This is a genomic window from Marinobacterium sp. MBR-109 (assembly GCF_040547565.1).
Taxonomy (GTDB): domain Bacteria; phylum Pseudomonadota; class Gammaproteobacteria; order Pseudomonadales; family Balneatricaceae; genus Marinobacterium.
Window position 1 is genome coordinate 240,955 of the sequence record NZ_JBEPPZ010000003.1, and the last position, 17,558, is coordinate 258,512.

At 58.0% G+C, this 17,558-nt stretch carries 14 protein-coding genes; 2 read left to right on the plus strand and 12 right to left on the minus strand.

Annotated elements, in window-relative coordinates:
- Positions 1-49: 49 nt before the first annotated feature.
- The 10 genes from ABIE60_RS06085 to ABIE60_RS06130 form a co-directional block, all read right to left on the minus strand.
- Positions 50-574 carry a gamma carbonic anhydrase family protein gene (locus ABIE60_RS06085; protein ID WP_354468551.1) on the minus strand — a complete coding sequence of 175 codons (525 nt, stop codon included), beginning with the start codon at positions 572-574 and terminating at the stop codon, positions 50-52.
- 148 nt (positions 575-722) lie between these two features.
- The gene (locus tag ABIE60_RS06090; protein ID WP_354468552.1) at positions 723-1,607 is read right to left on the minus strand and encodes a transglutaminase family protein; all 885 of its coding nucleotides are present in this window, start codon (positions 1,605-1,607) and stop codon (positions 723-725) included.
- Complete coding sequence (locus ABIE60_RS06095) at positions 1,604-4,159, minus strand: circularly permuted type 2 ATP-grasp protein (RefSeq protein ID WP_354468553.1); 2,556 nt, start codon at positions 4,157-4,159, stop codon at positions 1,604-1,606. Before ABIE60_RS06095 ends, ABIE60_RS06090 begins: the two co-directional genes overlap by 4 nt.
- A gap of 57 nt (positions 4,160-4,216) precedes the next feature.
- A complete protein-coding gene (locus ABIE60_RS06100) occupies positions 4,217-7,552 on the minus strand; it encodes a transglutaminase family protein (protein WP_354468554.1) in 3,336 nt (1,111 codons plus the stop codon).
- Positions 7,553-7,574: 22 nt separating this feature from the next.
- Positions 7,575-8,501, minus strand: coding sequence for an alpha-E domain-containing protein (locus ABIE60_RS06105; protein ID WP_354468555.1), 927 nt, complete (start codon positions 8,499-8,501; stop codon positions 7,575-7,577).
- A 3-nt stretch (positions 8,502-8,504) separates the two neighbouring features.
- Positions 8,505-9,959 (minus strand): circularly permuted type 2 ATP-grasp protein, encoded by a 1,455-nt coding sequence (locus tag ABIE60_RS06110; RefSeq protein WP_354468556.1) that lies wholly within the window; start codon positions 9,957-9,959, stop codon positions 8,505-8,507.
- 242 nt (positions 9,960-10,201) lie between these two features.
- Complete coding sequence (locus tag ABIE60_RS06115; protein ID WP_354468557.1) at positions 10,202-11,035, minus strand: aldo/keto reductase; 834 nt, start codon at positions 11,033-11,035, stop codon at positions 10,202-10,204.
- A gap of 13 nt (positions 11,036-11,048) precedes the next feature.
- A complete protein-coding gene (locus tag ABIE60_RS06120) occupies positions 11,049-11,711 on the minus strand; it encodes an anthranilate synthase component II (RefSeq protein WP_354468558.1) in 663 nt (220 codons plus the stop codon).
- The gene (locus ABIE60_RS06125; protein ID WP_354468559.1) at positions 11,708-13,099 is read right to left on the minus strand and encodes an anthranilate synthase component I family protein; all 1,392 of its coding nucleotides are present in this window, start codon (positions 13,097-13,099) and stop codon (positions 11,708-11,710) included. The genes ABIE60_RS06120 and ABIE60_RS06125 overlap by 4 nt, the downstream gene beginning before the upstream one ends.
- Positions 13,096-13,350 (minus strand): Trp family transcriptional regulator, encoded by a 255-nt coding sequence (locus ABIE60_RS06130; RefSeq protein ID WP_354468560.1) that lies wholly within the window; start codon positions 13,348-13,350, stop codon positions 13,096-13,098. Before ABIE60_RS06130 ends, ABIE60_RS06125 begins: the two co-directional genes overlap by 4 nt.
- A gap of 120 nt (positions 13,351-13,470) precedes the next feature.
- Between ABIE60_RS06130 and ABIE60_RS06135 the strand changes: the two genes are divergently transcribed.
- A complete protein-coding gene (locus ABIE60_RS06135; protein WP_354468561.1) occupies positions 13,471-14,529 on the plus strand; it encodes a sensor domain-containing diguanylate cyclase in 1,059 nt (352 codons plus the stop codon).
- On the opposite strand, the gene ABIE60_RS06140 is transcribed toward ABIE60_RS06135, so the two are convergent.
- Positions 14,530-15,330 carry an AraC family transcriptional regulator gene (locus ABIE60_RS06140; protein ID WP_354468562.1) on the minus strand — a complete coding sequence of 267 codons (801 nt, stop codon included), beginning with the start codon at positions 15,328-15,330 and terminating at the stop codon, positions 14,530-14,532.
- A 98-nt stretch (positions 15,331-15,428) separates the two neighbouring features.
- On the opposite strand from ABIE60_RS06140, the gene ABIE60_RS06145 reads away from it, so the two are divergent.
- Positions 15,429-16,814 (plus strand): SLC13 family permease, encoded by a 1,386-nt coding sequence (locus tag ABIE60_RS06145; protein ID WP_354468563.1) that lies wholly within the window; start codon positions 15,429-15,431, stop codon positions 16,812-16,814.
- Here ABIE60_RS06145 and ABIE60_RS06150 read toward each other — a convergent pair.
- On the minus strand, positions 16,811-17,470 hold the full coding sequence (locus ABIE60_RS06150; RefSeq protein ID WP_354468564.1) for a DUF2238 domain-containing protein: 660 nt from the start codon (positions 17,468-17,470) through the stop codon (positions 16,811-16,813). The two genes, ABIE60_RS06145 and ABIE60_RS06150, sit on opposite strands and share 4 nt — an antisense overlap.
- Positions 17,471-17,558: the final 88 nt, after the last annotated feature.

Genomic DNA, 17,558 nt, shown 5'->3' on the forward strand with positions numbered 1-17,558 from the left:
TGCGGAAATTATCTGCAGTATTAGACTGAGTGTCTAGTTTTAACCGGCTTCAGTCTATCCGTTTCAGCTTGCTCGGGTACTCGTTCGCCTTGCCGACATAGGACTGGGCGTTGGCACGCAGCGCCTTAATGGCATCCTCGCCCAGGGTCTTCACCACCTTGGCTGGGCTGCCCAGAATCAGTGAGTTATCGGGAAACTCCTTGCCTTCGGTCACCAATGCCCCCGCGCCTACCAGACAGTTCTTGCCGATTTTGGCACCGTTCAGAATCACGGCCTGAATGCCGATCAGGGAATTCTCCCCCACGCTGCAGCCATGCAACATTGCCTGATGGCCGATGGTCACCCCTTTGCCCACTTCCAGCGGAAAGCCGGGGTCGGTATGCAGTACGGCACCGTCCTGCACGTTACTGCCGGTACCGATATGGATGGGTTCGTTGTCAGCTCGCAGTACGGCCTGGGGCCAGACGCTGGCGCCGGGAGCCAGTTTTACCTGGCCAATGAGGGTTGCCTGTTCGTGGATGTAAGCGCTGTCGTCCACATCGGGACGTTGGCCGTCATATTCGTAAATTGCCATGGAACTCTCTTGTTATTCACGGAGGCTATCATCATAGCCAGCGCATCAAGCGACGACCAGACGCTCCTGTGGATGAATAAACGGCTGGCGTGGCAGATGACGAAGCGGATATGGACTGGCCCGTCTGGGCCAGGGTGTTGCCGATTAATCAACCAGGCAGCCGGGCGACATCCACCGAGACCTCCAGCGTTTGACTGCCACCGCCATCAAAGATGATGCCGCGCAGTGGCGTGACATCGGCATAGTCGCGGCCCCAGGCGGTGACGATATGTTGCCCGGCTGGCATGTTGTTATTGGTGGGGTCGAACTCGAACCAGCCATCACCCGGTGAATACACGGCAAACCAGGCGTGAGAGGCATCAGCGCCCACCAGCTTTTTCTGTCCCGGAGGCGGCAGGGTTTCCAGATAACCGCTGATATAGCGCGCCGGATAACCCAGTGCCCGCAGGCAGCCAATTGCCAGATGTGCAAAGTCCTGACACACACCTCGCTTGTGCTTGAGCACATCGTGCAACGGGGTGGCGATGGTTGAAAACTCTGGATCGTAGGTAAAATCTTCGAAGATGCGTTGGGTCAAGTCACGTACCGCCGACAGCAGCGTTCTGTCGGGCGTAAAACTGGGGGTGGCATATTCGCGCAACTGTTGGCTGGCACGGATCATCGGTGAGTCGAGCAGATATTCCCGTGCCAGCAGGGTCGCCTCATCCTTGTCGGCTTCAATGTTGGCGAGGGCTTCGGTGATGCTGCAGCCCAGATCCAGTGCGTTTTCCGGCTGTCCCGGCGTGACATCGATGCGGCTGGTAATGTCGATTTCCAGTGATCGATGCGGTTCCTGCAGCATGAAATAACAATAGCGGTTGCCGAAGTAATCGGTACGCTCACTCAGCCAGTCTGCGCGTGGCGAAATGTTCACCAAACTGTCCAGGCAGCGTTGAGAGGGCGTATCACGCGGCAACAGGTGAGCCTTGTTAAAACACTGGCTCACCGGATTTTCGTATTCGTAGCGGGTAATGTGGCGGATACGGTAGATCATTCGTCGTCACTCCAGCTGGTATTGACCAGCTGCTGCGGATTGCGCTGATGCTCGAAGTAATGGCCCGCAATCAGGGTCGCGGTCTCGTTCAGCAGGGTGTAGAGCTGACAGAGCAATTGATCCAGTGCCGTGCGCCCACCCTCGGCATCCAGTTCGGCCAGCTGCTCGGCCCGGCACAGCTGCAGCAGAGTGCGGGCTTCAAGCAGCAGGCGGCGCTCTTCGCTCAGCAGCGAAGTGGAGGCGCCGCCCTGCAGTTCATAGAGATGCTGGGTCAGTTGGTCCAACTGATACTGCAGCGAGCGTGGATTGCTGCGGTCGAGCAGCAGCAGCACGAGTGCGTTGCGCAACTCGGGCTGGCTGCGATACCGACGACGGTAGGTGACCAGTACTTCGCCACACATCAGGGCAGCTTCCAGCAACTGCTCTTCAGCATCATCGTCCAGGGCAGGCACCAGCAAGGCACGGAACAGCAGTGTGCTTTGCAGGGTGCGTTCGAGACGGCGTCCCATTTCGAGGAAGCGCCAGCCAAAGCCGCGTATCATGCTCTCCTGAGTCAGCCCGGACAGTGCCAGCAGGCTGGTAATCAGGGGGTCGAGTGCTTCCTCGGGTACTGAAAGGCTGTCAGGCTGCAATTGTGCGGGCAGCTCTGTGATGGTGTCACGCAGGTCGCTCAATACTCGGTGGGTGTCACCGGACAGCATTTCTCGCGCCTCTTCCGTGCAGTTCAGCATGGCAAGCAGGTTGGCACTGACACTGCCGAAGCGGCTGCTGTCCAGAATGACGTTCAGCAGCTCGGCCTCGGGGTCCAGAAACGCTGGCGAGTCAAGTTGCTTGAAGCCGGGTTGCGTTCCGGTGACTTCAGTGACACTGCACAACAGTTGGCGTCGAACGCTGTCCGGTAATGTATTAACACTGTTCAGCTGCATGAAGGTTGTTCGCAGCAGTCGAGTTGAGTATTCGGCACGTTCGGAATAACGGCCCATCCAGAACAGGTTTTCCACCACGCGGCTGGGGAGGTTACTGCTTTGCTCGCCTGTCAGCAGCGGCGTTTGCTGCTCGCGCAGGGTGGTCAGGCGTTGAGGCTCAGACGCCAGCACCCAGGTGTCCTTGCTGGTGGCGCCGAGCTGATTGCTGACCATCATCTGTTTGTCAGAGCTGGATACGCGCGTCAGCCCGCCGGACATCACCGTGTAGGACCCCTCATCGGCGACGCTGAACCCCCTCAGCACCGTAGGGCAGGGCCTTAGTTCGCCCTTCTGCAATGAGGGCGACGTCGAAGGCAGGTTCGCTTCCTGTGCGACCCAGGCGGTTGGGTTGAGGGTCAGTTCACGCCTCAACTGCGTCAGGCCCTTGGCATCAATATGACCGCCAAAGATGCTGTGTTGACCCGGTCTGCGGTTGGTACTTTTGATAATCAGCGTGTTCAGGTTGGCCAGAACATATTCCCGGTCGGCAGGATCGCCCAGCCACCAGGTGGTCACGCTGGGCAGTGTCAGTTGATGGCCCAGGAAAAACTCGCTGATCTGCGGTATGTATTTGAGCAGGGCGGGGTTTTCCAGCACGCCAGTGCCGAGAGGGTTGGCAATGACCACATTACCGGCACGGGTCGCTTCCAGGAGGCCGGGGACACCCAGATGGGAGTCTCCACGCAGCTCTACGGGGTCACACCAGATGTCATCGACACGGCGCAGAATGACATCGACGCGGTGCAGGCCGTCGAGGGATTTCATCCAGACGAAACCGTCCCGTACGATCAGGTCTCCACCCTGTACCAGCGAATAGCCCAGGTAGTTGGCAAGATAGGTGTGTTCGAAGTACGTTTCGCTGTAGGCGCCGGGGGTGAGTATGACGACCCGGGGGGTGCCGCCGTTGGGCGACAGGCTGTTGAGCTTGCGTCTGAGTGCCTGGAAAAAGAGGGCCAGCCTGTGCACCTGGCTGTCGCGGATCAGGCTCGGCAGAATGCGTGACATGACCATGCGGTTTTCCAGCGCGTAGCCAGCTCCGCTGGGTGCCTGCGTGCGGTCTGCAACCACCTGTACCTGACCGTCTGGGCCGCGCACCATATCGACCGCATGCAGGATCAGCTGCTGTTCACCCGGTAAGGCAAGCCCCTCACAGGCGCGCAAGAAACCGCTGTGCGAGAGGATCAGTTCAGGCGGCAATATCCGGCTGCGGATCAGTTCGCGAGGGCCATACAGGTCACGCAGAATCAGGTCGAACAGCTCGGCACGTTCGCTCAGACCCGCTTCAATACGGCTCCACTCTTCGCTGTCGATCAGCAGTGGAACGGGATCGAGCCCCCAGACACGGCTTTTTTGCAGCTGGCCAACCATATTGTAGTTGGCGCCGTCATCGCGCAGGATTCGCTGCGCCTTGTGCTGGCGATACTGCAACCCGCGACTGCCCAGTTGATTCAGAGAGTCAAGAAGGTACTTCCAGTGCGGGCGTACAGTACCATCGGCCCCACAAGCTTCGTCATAACGCCCGTTACGGGGCTGGTACAGGAGCGGTATTTCACTCTCCGGTATCGCTGTCAGGTTGTCGGTTGCCACTTTGGCGGGGCCTCTGGCTGAAGGTCAGCGGGGATCATAGGTGATTTCTTGAGCAGTTCAAGTGCCGCGCCGCAGATCAAGCGTCCAAGGGTACTCAGCCAGTATAGCTTCCACTGGCGGTGCCATCGGTCGCGGTGCCTCCTGATGCGGGAAAAACTCCCGCAACGCACCGTAAAAGGGCGGAGGTGTGACCGGCCCCGGCGTATGCCCGTAGTCGTGGAAACGGTTGACCCGACGCGCCTCGGCTTCAAAGGCGTTGATCGGCTGACTGTCGTAGCTGCGACCTCCCGGATGAGTGACATGATAGGTACAGCCGCCAATGGAGTGGCCGTTCCAGGTGTCGATCAGGTCGAACGTCAGAGGTGCCTGTACACCGATGGTCGGATGCAGGGCCGAGGGCGGATTCCAGGCGCGATAGCGAATGCCCGCGACATATTCGCCATGCACCCCGGTGGCTCTCAATGGTACACGTCGGCCATTGCAGGCCAACAGGTAGCGTCCCTCGGTCAAGCCGCTCAGCCGGACCTGCAAACGTTCGACTGAAGAGTCCACATAGCGGGCGGTACCAAAGCTGGCCACTTCCTCACCCAACACATGCCACGGCTCGATCGCCCAGCGCAGTTCAAGCTCCATATCATCGATCTGAACGCGACCGTAATGTGGAAAACGGAACTCTTCGAACGGGGCCAGCCACTCCAGCTGGAACGGCAAACCATGGGCTTGCAGATCATTCACCACATCGCGCAGGTCGGACCAGACATAGTGCGGCAGCATGAAGCGATCATGCAGCTCGGTACCCCAGCGGACCAGTGGTTTGTGGTAAGGCGCTTTCCAGAAGCGTGCGACCAGCGCTCGCAACAACAGTACCTGTACCAGCGACATCTGCGGATGGGGGGGCATTTCGAAGCCACGAAACTCCAGAATCCCCTGGCGACCTGAAGCGCTGCCGGGAGAATAGAGTTTATCGATGCAGAACTCGGAGCGGTGCGTGTTGCCGGTGATATCCACCAGCAGGTTGCGCATCAGCCGATCCACCAGCCAGGGTTGATCGACGAGTCCGTCCGGCATCTGCTCGAAGGCGATCTCCAGCTCGTACAGCGCTTCATCGCGCCCTTCATCCACACGCGGTGCCTGACTGGTCGGACCGATAAACATGCCCGAAAACAGATAGGACAGGCTTGGGTGGTGCTGCCAGTAGGTGACCAGCGAACGCAGCAGATCCGGGCGGCGCAGCAGCGGGCTGTCGGCGGGTGTAACGCCGCCCAGCGTGATGTGGTTGCCGCCGCCGGTACCTCCATGGCGACCATCGAGCATGAATTTCTCTGTGCCCAGACGTGCCAGTCGCGCCTCTTCATAGAGAGTGGTGGTGTTATCGACCAGCTCCTGCCAGCTGGAGGCGGGATGAATGTTGACCTCAATGACACCCGGATCCGGCGTGATCAACAGTTTTTGTATACGGGGGTCTCGCGGTGGCTCATATCCTTCGATGACCACGGGGAGTTTCAGTTCGCCAGCCGTCCGCTCAATCATGTTGATCAGGTCGACATAATGTTCAAGCTGCTTGATCGGCGGAAGGAACAGGTACAGGCGGCCCTCGCGAGGTTCAATGGAGAGGGCTGTGCGCAGCACTTCGGTCATGACGGTTTCGTCCTGATCGGCGGGACTGTCACGCGATGCCTGCGCCATGTCGGCGAAAGGACGATAACCGGGCAGCGGTTTCTTATCCGCAAAGGGGTCGGCGTCAGGTTCGATATGGCGCTTGTCTTCACTGACGACAGGCAGGCTGTTCAGAGGCAGACGAAAGCCCAGCGGTGAGTCGCCGGGTATCAGTGTCAGCCGTTCGCTGCGCAGTTCCCAGGGAGTCGAGCGCCAGCACTGGCGGGCATCGTTCCAGCCCAGCGGCAGTACCATACCGGTGGGCGTATCCAAGCCACGACTGAGCAGGCGTGCCAGACGCTTACGTTCCATGTCGTCCTTGAGGTCGAACGTTTTCGGGTCCACGTTGGCGGGCAGTTGTTGCTCTTGCCACAGGTAGTAGAGGCTGTCTTCGAACGCCTCAATCAGGTAACGCGAAGGCAGGCCCAGATTCCGGCACAGGGTGCGCATGAAGTTGCGTGCCTCTTCCAGCCCGTGACCGTAATCCTTGTCGATGCGGGCCAACAGTTCCCTGTCCTGCCAAAGGGGCTCACCATCGGTGCGCCAGAAACAGCCCAGCGCCCAACGGGGGACTTCCTCGCCGGGATACCATTTTCCCTGACCGTAGTGCAGCAGGCCATTAGGGGCAAAACGTTCACGCAGACGCAACAGCAGATCCTTGGCAAGGCTGAGTTTGTCTTCACCCAAGGCGTCTATGCTCCACTGTGCCGAGTCCATATCATCGATGGATACAAAGGTGGGTTCACCGCCCATGGTCAAACGGACATCACCCTCCTCCAGTTCTTTGTCGATCATTTTGCCCAGTGCGTCGATGCAGGTCCATTGCGCATCACTGTAGGGTTTGGTGACGCGTGGGTCTTCATGGATGCGGGTGACGGTATTGCTGTAGCTGAACTCAGTCTCGCATTTACTGGTGAAACCGGTCATCGGCGCGGCCGACTCGGGGGATGGGGTACAGGCGAGCGGGATATGGCCTTCACCCGCAAACAGTCCCGAGGTCGGATCCAGCCCGATCCAGCCTGCACCGGGAATATACACCTCACACCAGGCGTGCAGATCGGTAAAGTCCTCGGCTGCGCCCGAGGGGCCGTCCAGTGCCTCCTGATCCTGCTTGAGCTGTACCAGATAGCCGGAGGCAAAGCGGGCAGCGAGGCCCAGGTGGCGCAGAATCTGTACCAGTAGCCAACTGGTGTCGCGGCATGAACCCTTCTTCAGTGTCAGGGTTTCTTCACAGGTCTGCACGCCCGGTTCCAGTCGCACGCCATAGCCGATGGCTTGTTGCAGACGCTGGTTTAGCTCGACCAGAAAGTCGTTTATCAAGGTCTTGCCACGAGGAACGCCCTCGATCCAGGCCTTGAGTAATGGGCCGGATTCGGTAATTTCCAGATAGGGCTGCAACTCCTTCTTCACGTCTGCTTTATAGCTGAAGGGGTAATGTTCGGCATACTCCTCAACGAAGAAATCGAACGGATTGATCACCGTCATATCGGCAATCACCTCGACCTCGACTTTCAGTGACGTCGCCTTCTCCGGGAATACCAGCCGGGCGATGTGATTGCCGAACGGGTCCTGCTGCCAATTGATGAAATGAGTGTCGGGCTCAATCTTGAGGCTATAGCCGTGTATATGGGTTCGGCTATGCGGTGCCGGGCGTAGCCGTAACAGGTGCGGCGACAGCTCTACCGGGCGATCGAAGTGGTACTCGGTGACATGGTTGATCGCGATGCGGATGGTCACAATTCAAGCCTCTCGTGGCAATTCATGCGGGAAACCAGGTCTGGGAGATTCGGTTACTGAGCTGGCTGAGCTGGATTTGAAGATCATTAAGGTATTCGCGGAAATCGCGTCCCAAATCTGTTTCATGTTCAATGGGGTGACGTTTGGGTTCGATTTCCTTGATCTGTTCGACGACCTGCTCACCGTGCGGCAGTTTACCTGACGAAATTTTCAGCTGTGTCAGGCAGGATGCGACGCTGCGGGGGAAGTGCGGATCCTCCAGCAGGTAACAGGCCACATCGGGGCCGGTGACCGACATGCGTACGCTGCGGCGATAGTTCATGTAGGCACTGGCGGAACGCAGTACATTGCCCCACACCACCTGGCGCAGGTTGACGCTGGAATCGCCGTTGGCTGCCATCAGGGCAGCGGCACCGGCATCCAGAATGCGCGTAGTCATGTCAGCCCGCTCCAGATCACGCCCCAGCTTGACGAACTGCCAGGGAGCATCATGACTCATGGTGCCGGCGAGCATGCCGAACAGCATCTGGCAGCGGCTTACAATCTGATCGAGAAATTCGTAACGTTTGCTGCGGTTGATGCCCAGGCGGATGTTGTTCTGGGCATACAGATAGAGTTCGTTGATCTGTTCCCAGCTTTCTACCGGCAGCACGTCGCGGCTGGTGCGGATGTTCTCGCGCAGCATACGCAGCGCGGACAGCATGGAGCCCGGGTTGGTGTCGTCGGCCAGGATGAACTTGACCACATTGTGTTCGTCACGAATGCGATAGCGTTCACTGAACAGATCGCTGGCGCTGTTGAGTTCTACCAGTGAGTACCAGCTGATATTGACCTCACGCGGCAGGTCGAACAGCAGCTTGTCGTACACACTGACCAGACGAGCCGTGTTTTCAACACGTTCCAGATAACGGGCGGCCCAGTAAAGACGTTCGGCAACTTTTGACAGCATGGCTTATTCCTCCCCACCATCGACAATCCAGGTGTCCTTGCTTCCTCCACCCTGGGAGGAGTTCACTACCAGTGAGCCCTTTTTCATTGCGACACGGGTCAGGCCGCCGGTGGTGACATAGGTGTCGCGCCCTTGCAGGATGAAGGGGCGCAGATCGAGGTGGCGCGGCTCCAGGTTACCGTTTTCAACCAGTGTTGGTGCAGTTGACAGTGCCAGCGTTGGCTGAGCGATATAGTTGCGCGGGTTGTCTTGAATCAGCCTGGCGAACTGTGCCTGCTCTTTTTTGGTGGAGTGTGGGCCGACCAGCATACCGTAGCCGCCGGACTCGTTGGCCGGCTTGACCACCAGCTTGTCCAGATTGGCGAGCACATACTCGCGCTGTTCCGGGTCATCGCAGAGAAAGGTTTCGACATTCTTGAGAATCGGCTCTTCGTTCAGGTAGTAACGGATGATTTCGGGCACGTAGGCATACACCACCTTGTCATCAGCCACACCGGCGCCTGGTGCATTGGCCAGTGCGACCTTGCCTTTCTGCCAGGCGCGCATCAGGCCGGGTACGCCCAGTACCGAATCCTTTACGAACACATCCGGGTCCAGGAACAGATCGTCGATGCGTCGGTAGATGACATCCACTCGCTCCGGGCCACTGATGGTTTTCATGTAGACACAGTCATCATCGTCCACCATGAGATCGGAGCCTTCCACCAGCTCGACCCCCATCTGCTGGGCCAGAAAGGCGTGCTCGAAGTAGGCCGAGTTGAATATGCCGGGCGTCAGTACCACGATGACAGGCTTGCGGATATCGCGCGGGGACAGGGATGCAAGCATGTCGAACAGGCTCGCGCAGTAACCGTCAACGGGCAGGATATCGTCCTTCTCGAACAGCTCGGGCAAGACGCGCTTGGTGATGGCACGGTTTTCCAGCATGTAGGAGACACCGGACGGAACGCGCAGGTTGTCTTCCAGCACATAGAACTCGCCGTCACCGTCACGCACCAGATCGGTACCGCAGATATGCGCCCACACCCCAAGCGGGGGTGTTACCCCGATACATTCGGGGCGGAAGTTTTTTGATTCAGTGATGATCTCGGCCGGGATGATACCGTCCTTGAGCACCTGCTGCTCATGGTACAGATCGTGGATAAACAGGTTCAGTGCTTTAAGGCGCTGCTCCAGCCCGGCAGCGGTGGTACGCCACTGCTTCGCCGAGATGGTGCGCGGCACGATATCGAAAGGCCAGGCACGGTCGATATTCCCTTCCTCGGTGTAAACCGTAAAGCTGACCCCCATCTCCTGAATGGTGGCTTCAGCCATCTGACGCCGGGATTCGATCTCTCCAGGAGGAAGAGACTCAAGATAGTGGATCAGCTGCCGTGCAGGGGTTCGAATACTGCCGTCGCGGCATACCAGTTCATCAAAAAACCCATTCGGGTCATACGATTTCCAATCCATCGTCATAGCCTGACCTGCCTATCATGCGGTAGCGGCGCACTTTGATGGTGCCGGCGTGCGCGCGGTATGTGCACCTTTGGTGCTCTATCGGCATGGAGCGTCAGCGATGCCCTGTAAAAGTGCAGCTGTCGATCTGTTAGCCGTTGCCTCTTGGGCATGCAGCAATTAACAGGCCAAAAGCGAAAGGCTGATACGAAGGTCGTGAGAAGAGGTACCGCCTCCTGGGCCGGAGGCGGTGTGAGCGGGGGTTAGTGACCGAACTGATCCGCATCCAGCATATCCGGGTCGTCCCGGCCAAGCTGATCCAGAGCGGCGATCTCTTCGGTATTGAGGCTGAAATCGAACACGTTCAGGTTTTCCGCCATACGCTGCGGATTGGCTGACTTGGGAGCAGTGGCAAAGCCTTGCTGTACCGCCCAGCGCAACACGATCTGAGCCGGGGTGCGCTGGTGCCGCTCGGCAATGGCTTTAATCACAGGGTCGGCCAGCATGGCGTTGCCACAGCCCAGCGGGCGCCAGCATTCGGTCACGATACCCTGGTTGTTGTGCAGCGCGATCAGGTCATCACGACGGTGATAGGGATCAAGCTGAATCTGGTTCAGGTGTGGGGTCAGACCCAGATCAAGCAGTCGCTGCAGGTGAGCCGGCTTGAAGTTGGAGGTGCCGATGGCACGTACCAGTCCCCGGTCCAGCAGATTTATCAGTCCCAGATAGGCTTCCACGAAACGGTCCTGCTCCGGGTTGGGCCAGTGGATCAGCAGCAGGTCGATATAGTCCAGTTCCAGCCGCTTCAGACTCGCTTCGCAGGCGGCTTTGGCGCCGTCAAAACCGTGCCACTCGCGGTTGAATTTGGTGGTTACGAATACCTGATCACGCGGCACAGAGGCGTTGCGAATGCCCAGACCAACGCCGCACTCATTCTGGTAGTTCTCGGCAGTATCGATCAGGCGGTAGCCCAGCTCCAGTGCAGTGGTGACGGCACTGGCAGCTTCGGCATCATTCATTGGCCAGGTGCCGAGGCCCAGTTGGGGCATCTCGACACCGTTGGCCAGTGTCAGGGTCGGGGCAGGCTGTACGCTCATCGTTTATTTTCTCTCAGGCCTGAAACAGGAAGTTGGCGATCAGCTCCTTGCCGCCTTCGGTGGCGAAGGATTCCGGGTGGAACTGAATGCCGTGGATCGGGTGCTGTTTGTGCTTCACGCCCATGATCTCGAAGTCGCCGCCCTGATGGATGCGAGCATGATCGGTAAAGCTGTCGACAGGCAGGTTGCCGACCACGGCGGTTACGTCCAGACACTCCGGCAGGCTTTCCGGCTCCGCCATCAGCGAGTGATAGCGCATGATCTCAAGCATGTCCGGCGTGTTGGCGAACACGCCTTCCGCGGTGTGGCTGATCGGGCTGATCTTGCCGTGCATCGGCAGCGGCGCCTTGATCACCTTGCCGCCGAACACATGCACGATGCCCTGCATGCCGAGGCACACGCCCAGCAACGGAATCTGCGGCCCCAGCTCACGGATTACCTCGGCACAGACGCCAAAGTAGGCCGGGTCTTCCGGTGAGCCCGGCCCCGGCGAGATGATGATGCGGTCCGGCGCGGCCGCACGCAGATCGGCCAGTGTCACCTCATCGTTGCGTTTGACCACAATGTCGAAGCTGTCCAGACGGCCCTTATGTTGTTCGGTGCTCAGAATCTCGCCGATGTACTGGTAGAGGTTGTAGGTGAAGGAGTCATAGTTATCGATGATATAGACCTTCATGCCTGACCCTCCGCGATAAACTGGTCCAGAACCTTCTTGGTGCCGGCAAACTTGCGCCGGATCTCTTCGTATTCGTCTTCCGGGTTGGAGTCGTAGACGTTGCCGCCGCAGGTCTGCACGTAGGCGTTTTCGCCGTTGGCGAATACGGTGCGGATCGGGATGGCGAAGGTGCAGTCCCCGTTGAACGAGAAGTGGCCCACCGCGCCGCCGTAGGGGCCGCGACCATCCGATTCCAGATCGTCGATGATCTTCATCGCCTCGATCTTGGGTGCGCCGGTCAACGTGCCGGCGGGGAAATTGCTCGCCAAAGCGGAGAACATGTCGTGATCTTCCGCGATAATGCCGACAATCTCACTTGAAATGTGCTGTACGTGGCTGAAGCGCTTGATATCCATCAGGCTGCGGACCTTTACGGTACCGAAGCGGGCCACGCGACCGATGTCGTTGCGGTGCAGGTCGACGATCATGTTGTGCTCGGCGATCTCTTTCGGATCGTTGAGCAGGGTGCGAGCGTACTGAGTGTCTTCCACCTCGTTGGCGCCGCGCTTGGTAGTACCGGCCAGCGGGAAGGTCTCCATCTCGCCCTGGCGCAGGCGGAACAGCAGCTCGGGGCTGGCACCGATCAGCTTCTGCTCGCCGAACTTGACGTAGTACATCTGTGGCGAGGGGTTCACCTCACGCAGCTGTTCGTACAGGTTGATGCTGTCGCCCTCAAGGCGAAATCGCTTTTTGAACCCCACCTCGCACTGGAACACTTTGCCGTCGATGATGTCCTGCTTCACTTTCATGACCGCGGCGGCGTGCTCGTCCTGGGTCATGGTTTCACCCAGGGGTGTCACCTTGAGCGAGCCGTTTTCCACCATCGGCTCAGCCAGAATCTGCTCGATCATTTCCAGCCGGCTGTCATCGTAGTGGAAATAGATCACTTCGCCGGTCATTTTGTCGAGAATCAACCCGTCCTTGAACACGCCGAAGCGGAACACATCAAACATGTCGCTGTGCTGCAGATTGAGGCTCGGCTCAAAGTAGTTCATACAGTCGTAGCCGATATAGCCGGTCAGGCCGCCGGCATACTTCCGCGAGATGATGTTCTGCGGCACGATCTCGCGCAGCAGGTAGTAGGGGTTGTCACTGGCGTAGCTGTGTACTTCACCGTCACGGCCCTGCACATGCAACTCGCCTTCGGTGGCCCAGAGGATCTGCTCCGGGTCGAAACCGATGATGGAGTGACGGGAGATGTGGCTCTCTTCTCCCAGCGACTCCAGCATGAAGCAGTTGTCGAAGCGTTTCTCGATCTTCTTGAACAGGCCAAAGAAGTCGATGTCCGCCGCCAGCGTCACATAATGTGGCTTGCGCGGCAGCGTGATGCGGGCCGGTTTCTGGCTCATGGTAGCCTCTGTTGCTGTTTTATCTTGAGGGCGCGTGCTCCGCGCGTAACGGTGGCGATGCCGACACCGAGCTGCTTGGCGATCTCTCGCTGGGGCACACCGGCTTCCAGCATGCGCAGAATCTGCAGCCGGTTGATCACCTCGGTCAGCTCTGCCGGGGTCAGCAGATCGCGCAGCGCCTCTTCCAGTGCTTCACGATCCTGCATGTCCAGCAGATGGTCGAGCAGCTCATTCAAATGGGTTGTATTCATGTACTAGTACGTTATCACAATCCGGGTAGGGGTCAATCGGAATTTGTGATTGCCTGATTTCTGACCATGGGTCATGCTGTGAATACGTTGTTCCTTACAATTTCAGGTTTTTCAATACCCATGCACACTCTGAAACCCGTCATCACCTACCGGCACGGCAGTGTGGCCGATGCTGACCTGACATTGAACTGTATTCTGGACTTGATCGTCGAGGGTACCTGGGACTGGAACGGGAAAACCGGTGAGGTGCTGCGCAGTCCCGGCTGGTTTCGGATGCTGGGGTATGCAGAAGGCAGTTTCAAGCGTGATGTATTTACATGGGAAAACATCATTCATCCGGATGACTATGCCCGTGTGATGGAGAACTTCGAGCGTTACACATCCGGCAAGGCCGGTGAGTACTGTATCGACTACCGCTGCAAAAAGGTGGATGGGAGCTACCTGTGGATTACGGATCGCGCTGTGGTGGTTGAGTATGATCAGGAGGGTCGCGTCTCAAGAATGATCGGTGCTCATCAGGATATCCACGAGCGCAAGCTCGCTCAGCAGGAATTGATAGAGCAGAACCGATTACTGAAAGCCGGTAATGTGACGCTCGAGCGGCAACTGAGCAGAAAGGCGGAAGAGCTGGAAATACGGAACAGTGAGCTTCAGCAAAAAATTGCTGAAGTTGAGCGGATCTCCAATACGGACTCACTGACCGGCATTGCCAATCGCAAAAAGTTCGAGGAGGAACTGATCAGGGAGAAGGCCCGCTCTGACCGTTACCACCATCCGTTGTCGATGGCGATCTTAGATATTGACCACTTCAAGCGGGTGAACGATACCCGTGGGCATAAAACCGGTGACATTGTATTGAAAAACCTGGCGGACTTTGTTGCAGCCAACATTCGTGAGATCGACTTTTTTGCCCGCTGGGGTGGAGAGGAGTTTGTGCTGATTTTCCCTGATGTCACGCTGGAAGGTGCGGTTCGTGCAACCGACAAGCTGCGCCAGCTTATCAGTGAGCACGAGATGATGCCCGGTTTGAAGATGACCTGCAGTTTCGGTGTGACCCAGTATCAGCCGGGAGACAATATCGAGCAGCTGTTTGCCAGAATCGACAATGCCCTCTATCGAGCCAAGCATGAGGGGCGTAACCGCGTGGTGAAGCTGGATTGTCAGCAGGAAAAGCCCTGATCATACCCCTCTGAAATACTGTCCCGGTGATTTCCCCAGCGCCTTCCTGAACATCGCTACAAAAGCGCTCGGGCTGCGGTAGCCCAGCTCCAGCGCCACGTTCATGACCGAATCACCCCGCCCCAAACGGTCCACAGCTTCATGCAGCAACAGCTGGCGGCGCCACTGCTGAAAGGTCATGCCTGTTTCGCGAATGAACAGCCGCCGCAGGGTACGCTCGCTGGCGCCGACCCTGGTGGCCCAGTCCGTGAGACGGGTATCGGCCTCAGGCTGGTCGATCATGTGCTGCATCACGCGTTGCAAGCGGCGGTCACTGGACAGTGGCAGGTGTAGTCGTGACGGTTCCAGCGCCTCAAGCTGGTCAAGGATGACAGCGCAGATACGGCTGGCTGCACTGTCCGGAGGGTAATCCTCGCCGAAATCGGCTACACGCAGGATCAGTTCGCGCAGTAGGGGTGAAACCTCGACCACACTGCACTGGTCGGGGAAGCGGTGAAGACAGGAGGGATCAATAAACAGATGACGAAGCTCCGAGGTAACTTCCGGGTTTACCGAGTGGCGGATTCCGCCGGGTATCCATACGGCCTGAGAGGGTGGCACGATCCAGCTACCACTGTCGGTATAAACCTTGATCACGCCAGAGGCGGCATAGGCGAGCTGACCACGGGGATGGCTGTGAAAATCGAACTCAAAGTTGCTCAGGATCAGGTCATGCAGGCCGAGTATCGGTCGAGCCGGGTCGATGATCATGCCCAGTTTTGATCGAAAACGCTTGGGTGCAAGAGTGGGGTGCAGGCTCATATGTCCGATATTCTACATTGGTTGTCAATTTGTCGACTTAAACCCTAGCGCTTCTCTGGCACAATCACCAGAATCCAGTCACCGGATAGAGAGCTCACATGACCATCCCTCTGAAACGCTCACAACTGATTGCACTGATCCTGATCCCCCTGCTGTCAGCTCTGCTGCTGCTTACACCGGTTGCGGAGCTGTTTACCGGCCAGCAACAGCTGTCGGCTCTGCTTATCATGGCGGGTATGGTGCTGTTTGCCACCGGTGCGTTGCCGGAATTCGTCAGTGCTCTGCTGGTATTGGTATTGGCAATGCTGCTGTCGTTGGCACCAGCGGAAGTCGTATTTTCGGGCCTTACCTCGACAGCATGCTGGCTGATTTTTTCGGGGCTGGTGATCGGTATCGCGATAGCGGAAACCGGGCTGGCACGGCGCATCTCGGATCGTTTCACACGTTATTTGGACAGCAGTTATGCACAGCTGATTACCGGCATTGTCTTCATGGGAGTGCTGCTGGGGTTTGTGATGCCCTCGTCAGTGGGGCGCGTGGTGCTTTTCATCCCGATTGCGTTGGCGATCGCTGAAAATTGTGGTTTTTCCAGAGGCAGCAAGGGCCATTATGGCGTGTTGCTGGCGGCGGCCTTTGGCTGTCACCTGCCCACCTTTGCGATTCTGCCGGCCAATATTCCGAACATGATCATGATCGGTTCAGCCGAAAGTATCCACGGCTGGACGCCGATGTTCACCGAGTATCTGTTGTTGCATTTCCCGGTGCTGGGTCTGTTGAAGGCGGTGCTGCTGATCGGGGTGATCCTGTTGCTGTATCCGGATACCCCTCGGCGTGCGGCACCCATCAGCCGTAACGGAGGGTTCAGCTTCAGAGAAAGCCGACTGATGTTGATCATGCTGACAACACTCGGGTTCTGGCTGACGGATTCCATACACCACATCTCGGCAGCATGGATCGGGCTGGCGGCGGCCACGGTTCTGTTGCTGCCCGGCGTGGGAATGGTGTCGCCCAAAAGTTTCAATGACAAGGTGAATATCAGCTCGATTCTGGTTGTGGCCGGGCTGTTGGGCATTGCCAGCCTGATCAACTACAGCCAGATCAGTCAGGTGGTGGGGGAACGGGTACTTGACTGGTTGCCGCTGGAGCCGGGCCGTGATGCGGTCAACTTTTTCTCGCTGTCGCTGGCGGCGATGCTGACCGGGGTGGTGGCGACCCTTGCGGGTGTACCCGCCACGCTGACCCCACTGGCCGGGCAGATCAGTCAGATGACGGGCTTCAGCCTGGAAGCGGTGCTGATGACTCAGGTGTTCGGCTTTTCCACCATCGTGTTCACCTATCAATCGGTGCCGCTGATGATGGCGATGCCGCTGGCGGGGATCTCAATCGGGCATGCCGCTCGGCTGTGTCTGATTCTGGCCGCGCTGACGGTGGTGGTTCTGCTGCCGCTGGATTATCTCTGGTGGCAGCTGCTGGGCTGGATCTAGCGTCGGAACAGCTGCGGATTGCGGGCGACGAAGGCGTCGATCCAGCGTTCAAGCAGCGATTTCTGGCCCGGATTTTTCAAATAGCGCCAGCCCAGTATGGAAATCACCAGTGCGCCGACAGCATCCACGATCAGGTCCCACATGGTGTCGGTCAATCCGGAAGGGTCCCCCAGCATTGGTTTCTGCATGTTCATGCCGAGCAGGGAGTCCATGGCAAACTCGAAAATTTCCCAGAGCGCGCCCATGCCGAGGGCAAACATGAAGGCAAAAAAGGCGACAAAGCCGGGCTTCATATGGACATGGATGTCATCAATCTCATTCATGATGTGCACCAGCAGAAAGCCGACAATGCCCAGCAGAAAGCCCGACAGCGTATGCAACATCATGTCCCACCACCAGAAGCGGGTGTAGTAGTCACGAATCTCACCCAAAAACAGGGATGCAAATACAAAGCAGATCGCGGCCAATTGCAGATCCGGCGGGATGTGAATTCTGAAACGGCGCTCAAACACCAGCGGCACAAGCGTGATCAGAATGATCATGCTGCTGAGAAAGGCGGTAAACCAGCGCTGGCTCCAGACCGCCAGCACAGCCTCCAGCAACAGTATCAGTTGCAGCACCAGTGTGATTCTTTGATGGGTGATACGAATTCTCATTGGGTTGTCGTTAGGCTCCCTTATCAGGTCATTGGCTTCGGGCTCTGATGCTGTCAGCATAACGTTTTTGTGTAGCCATGGAGATAGC

Coding starts and splice junctions, on each gene's coding strand:
- ABIE60_RS06120 (WP_354468558.1), bottom strand. CDS start 11,711: ATGAAGGTCTATATCATCGATAACTATGACTCCTTCACCTACAACCTC.
- ABIE60_RS06085 (WP_354468551.1), bottom strand. CDS start 574: ATGGCAATTTACGAATATGACGGCCAACGTCCCGATGTGGACGACAGC.
- ABIE60_RS06140 (WP_354468562.1), bottom strand. CDS start 15,330: ATGAGCCTGCACCCCACTCTTGCACCCAAGCGTTTTCGATCAAAACTG.
- ABIE60_RS06135 (WP_354468561.1), top strand. CDS start 13,471: ATGCACACTCTGAAACCCGTCATCACCTACCGGCACGGCAGTGTGGCC.
- ABIE60_RS06105 (WP_354468555.1), bottom strand. CDS start 8,501: ATGCTGTCAAAAGTTGCCGAACGTCTTTACTGGGCCGCCCGTTATCTG.
- ABIE60_RS06145 (WP_354468563.1), top strand. CDS start 15,429: ATGACCATCCCTCTGAAACGCTCACAACTGATTGCACTGATCCTGATC.
- ABIE60_RS06150 (WP_354468564.1), bottom strand. CDS start 17,470: ATGAGAATTCGTATCACCCATCAAAGAATCACACTGGTGCTGCAACTG.
- ABIE60_RS06125 (WP_354468559.1), bottom strand. CDS start 13,099: ATGAGCCAGAAACCGGCCCGCATCACGCTGCCGCGCAAGCCACATTAT.
- ABIE60_RS06115 (WP_354468557.1), bottom strand. CDS start 11,035: ATGAGCGTACAGCCTGCCCCGACCCTGACACTGGCCAACGGTGTCGAG.
- ABIE60_RS06110 (WP_354468556.1), bottom strand. CDS start 9,959: ATGACGATGGATTGGAAATCGTATGACCCGAATGGGTTTTTTGATGAA.
- ABIE60_RS06090 (WP_354468552.1), bottom strand. CDS start 1,607: ATGATCTACCGTATCCGCCACATTACCCGCTACGAATACGAAAATCCG.
- ABIE60_RS06130 (WP_354468560.1), bottom strand. CDS start 13,350: ATGAATACAACCCATTTGAATGAGCTGCTCGACCATCTGCTGGACATG.